Origin of the sequence: Kitasatospora sp. NPDC059973 (assembly GCF_042737525.1) — a bacterium.
In the GTDB taxonomy this organism is placed as follows: domain Bacteria; phylum Actinomycetota; class Actinomycetes; order Streptomycetales; family Streptomycetaceae; genus Kitasatospora.
The window spans coordinates 1-3,761 of the sequence record NZ_JBHWUI010000326.1 but is presented as its reverse complement, the minus strand read 5'-3'; the positions used below and the strand labels follow the sequence as shown (position 1 = coordinate 3,761).

Annotated in this window: 4 protein-coding genes; all 4 read right to left on the bottom strand. The window is 74.4% G+C overall.

Features of this window, described 5'->3' with window-relative positions:
* Positions 1-88: 88 nt before the first annotated feature.
* Complete coding sequence (locus ACFWA9_RS38680; RefSeq protein ID WP_380394200.1) at positions 89-856, bottom strand: VOC family protein; 768 nt, start codon at positions 854-856, stop codon at positions 89-91.
* On the bottom strand, positions 853-1,776 hold the full coding sequence (locus ACFWA9_RS38675; protein WP_380394197.1) for an NADP-dependent oxidoreductase: 924 nt from the start codon (positions 1,774-1,776) through the stop codon (positions 853-855). The genes ACFWA9_RS38680 and ACFWA9_RS38675 overlap by 4 nt, the downstream gene beginning before the upstream one ends.
* A gap of 247 nt (positions 1,777-2,023) precedes the next feature.
* Positions 2,024-2,527 carry a DinB family protein gene (locus ACFWA9_RS38670; protein WP_352292511.1) on the bottom strand — a complete coding sequence of 168 codons (504 nt, stop codon included), beginning with the start codon at positions 2,525-2,527 and terminating at the stop codon, positions 2,024-2,026.
* An 80-nt stretch (positions 2,528-2,607) separates the two neighbouring features.
* Positions 2,608-3,477, bottom strand: coding sequence for a GyrI-like domain-containing protein (locus ACFWA9_RS38665; protein ID WP_380394202.1), 870 nt, complete (start codon positions 3,475-3,477; stop codon positions 2,608-2,610).
* Between the last annotated feature and the right edge of the window lie 284 nt (positions 3,478-3,761).

Sequence of the window (3,761 nt, the reverse complement as noted above, 5' to 3'; positions counted from 1 at the left end):
GGGCGGGGCGGGGGCGGCGCGGGGCGGTAGCGGGGCGGGGCCTCGTTCCACGCCCGGCCGGCGCGGAAGGCCGGCCGGGCGGGCGGGTTCAGCCCTCCGCGCCCGCCAGGTGCACCGCGAAGGCCGCGCCCTGCGGGTCGCGCAGCACGGCGACCCGGGGCCCGTCCGGCATCGAGGTGGGCGGCAGCAGCACGTCGGCGCCCAGGTTCCCGGCCCGGAAGGCGGTGACGTCCACGTCCGCGACCGCGAAGTAGGGCAGCCAGTGCGGCGGCACCTGCGGCGGGAACCGCTCGTCCATCGTCAGCATGCCGCCGAAGTCGGCGCCGGCCAGGCCCCACTGGGGGTAGACCTCGGACGGGCGGACCGTCCAGCCGAACACCGCCGGGTAGAACGACCGGGCGCCGTCCGGGTCCCGGGTGAGCAGTTCCACCCAGCCGAGCGCGCCCGGGTCGTTGAGCATCTCCAGGCCCGCCAGCGCGTGGCCCTGCCAGAGCCCGAACACCGCGCCGGACGGGTCGGCGGCGATCACGAACCGGCCGAGACCGAGCGCCTCCGTCGGTCCGATGACGACGCTCCCGCCGGCCCCGGTGATCCGGGCGGCGGACGCGTCCGCGTCGTCGACCGCGAAGGAGACCGTCCAGGCCGTCGGCTGCCCCTCCCCGTAGAGCGGGGCGACGGCGGCGGCGATCCTGCCGTCCAGCTTCATGAAGGTGTAGTCGCCGGCCTCCGGCGGTGCGTCGAGGTCGGCGGCCCGCCAGCCGAACAGCTCGCCGTAGAACCGCTGGGCGCCCTCCGGGTCGGAGCTGCCGTGCTCCACCCAGCAGGGCCCGCCGACCGTCACCGTCCGCTGCTTCATCCCGCCTGCTCCCAGCCGATGTCGAGGATCAGTTTGCCGCGCGCGTGCCCGGACTCCACCAGCGCCAGTGCCTCGGCCGCGTGGGCCATCGGCTGCCGGCCGGTGAGGTGCACGTCGAGCTCGCCGGTCGCCGCCAGCGCCGCGAGGGCGGCGAGGCTCGCCGGGGTGGTGGCGCGGGTGACGAAACGCCCCCCGAGCTCCGCGACGGTGCCCGGGTCGACGGTGGAGACCAGCTTCGAGCGCTCGGCCAGCGTCTCGGCCGCGGCCCGCAGGTCGGCCCCGCCGACCAGGTCGAGGATGCCGTCCACACCGTCCGGGGCGGCCGCCGCGATCCGCTCCGCCACGCCCTCGCCGTACCGCACCTGCACCGCGCCCAGCGACTCCACGTAGCCGCGGTTGGCGTCGCTCGCCGTGCCGACGACCCGGATGCCCCGGCTGCGGGCGAGCTGCGCGGCCACGCTGCCCACGCCGCCCGCGACGCCGAGGATCAGCAGCGTCTGCCCGGCTCCCACGCCGACGTCCCGGAGCCCGTCGTCGGCCGTCGCGGCCGCCACCGGGAGGGTCGCCGCCTCGGCGAACCCGAGCGCGGCGGGCTTGACCGCGCTCATCGCCGCGAGCAGCAGGGTCTGCTCCGCGAAGGCGCCCGCCGCCGCGATCCCGAACACCTCGTCCCCGGGGGTGAACCCCGTGACATCCGGGCCGATCCGCTCGACCACGCCCGCCGCCTCCTGGCCCAGCACGGCGGGCAGCTCGCGGTCCCGCCCGAAGAGTCCCCGGCGGATCTTCCAGTCCACCGGGTTCACCCCGGCCGCCCGGACGCCGACCGCCAGCTGGCCCGGGCCGGGCTCCAGCACCGGCCGGTCCAGGAATTCCTGAGTCTCCGGCCCGCCGTAGTCGACGAACCCGAACGCCTTGACCATCCTCGATCCACTCCTCCGCTGGCCCCCTCCCCCGCCCCAGCATGCGGCCCGCCCCGGCCCCGGTCCGCCGCTGCTGCGCCGAACGGGCGTGCGGGGCGCCCGCGGGAGCCGGTGCGCGCGCCGATCGAGCGGTGCCGGGACCGGCCGCCGGGCGGTGCACCACCGCCACCACGCGGCCGGGCGGGTGGTGGCCCGGGACGGCCGCTTCCTGGGCTGACCCGGGGCCGGCGCTCCCGCTCCCGGGCCGTCAGCCCCGGTTGTGGTCGCCCGTCCGCCCGTCGATCAGCTCGCGCAGGATGTCCATGTGGCCCGCGTGCCGGGCGGTCTCGGTCGCCATGTGGATCAGCACCCAGCGCAGCGACACCTGGTCGCCGAACCAGGCCCGGCCCAGGTCGTCGAGCTCGAACTCCTCGATGACCTGGTCGGCACTGGCCCGGGCGCGGGCGTAGAAGGTCAGCAGATCGGCGGTGGACTCGTCCGGGCGCACCCGCAGGTCGGACTGCTCGTCCTCGGCGAGGTCGAACGGCAGCGGGCCGGTGTCCCGGCCGAACGTCCGGCAGAACCAGCCGAGTTCGACCCCGCCGAGGTGCTTGACCAGCCCCAGCAGCGTCGTCCCGGACGCCGTCATCGGCCGGCGCAGCTGCTCGTCGTCCAGCCCCTCCAGCTTCCACAGCACCGCGTCGCGGTGCCGGTCGAGCGCAACGAACAGACTCTCCTTCTCGGCCCCCTGGAAGGGCACACGCTTCGTCATGCGCGGACCCTAACAGGCGGCCGGGCCGACGGGACCGTCAACGTCCCATCGGCCCAGCCCAGTTCACCATGCGGCAGGGCTCACCGGGCGACCCGCTCGACGCCGGTCCACAGCTGCGCCTCGGCGACGCCGTCGGACAGGAAGCGGGTGCGCAGGATCTCCGGCCCCGGCCGGGTCTCGTAGGGGTTGGACGGGAACCACTGGGTGTAGACATCCCGCCACATCTCCTGGAGCGCCTGCGGGAACGCCCCGGTGACGGAGAAGACGGCCCAGGTCCCGGCCGGCACCTCCCGCACGTCCAGATCCTCCGGCACGACGACGTCCGCACCCGCCACCACCGCGTGGTAGTAGTCGAGTTCGACGCCCTCCTCCCGGCTGTCCGAGAAGAACTCGGTGACCGAGACGACGCCGTCCGGGTCCTGGTCCGAGAGCGCGGCGATCCGGTCGACCACCTCCGGTGCGATCCCCCGGATGAACGCCGCGATGGCCGGATTCACCCCCTCGTGGACGAGCGGGACCCGGGCCCGCCGACCGACCACCCGGAACCCGGGCTTCTCCACGATGCGGTATTCCATACTGCTGCTCCCTTCGACGACGAGTCGGAAGGACATCCGGGGCTGGGACCGCAGCACCACGCCGCCGCGCCGGGCCTCACCCGGTCCGACACCGTGCATCGCCCGGAACGCCCGGGCGAACGCCTCCCCCGAGGTGTAGCCGTACCGGACCGCCACATCGAGCAGCGTCCGCTCACCGGCCAGCACCTCGGCCCCGGCCACGGTCAGCCGCCGGCGCCGCACGTACTCCGACAACGGCATCCCGGCCAGCGCGGAGAACATCCGCCGGAAGTGGTACTCCGACGTCCGCGCGATCCGCGCCAGCTCACCCACGTCGATCACCCCGTCCAGGTGCTCCTCGACGTACTCCATGGCCCGGTTGACCTGCTCCAGCACCCCGACCCCGTCCTTCCCTCTCACTGCCCACCACCGTAGGAACCCCCCACCCTCCCCCACCCGACATCCTGTGCCCGCTCCGGTCGGGTCCGGGAGCGGAACGGGCGCGGAGGGAGTTTCTGTGCAGCGGCGCCCGTCACACGTGCAAAGGTCCTACGGAAAGTGAAGGGCCGCTCGCACTTTGCGAGCGGGCCCTAACAAAAACCCCTCGGTAAGGTGGCGGGCCACCGGGCGGTGTCTTATAAAAAAAATAAGCAGCCGCCGGAAATTTTTGGGTTTGTGAA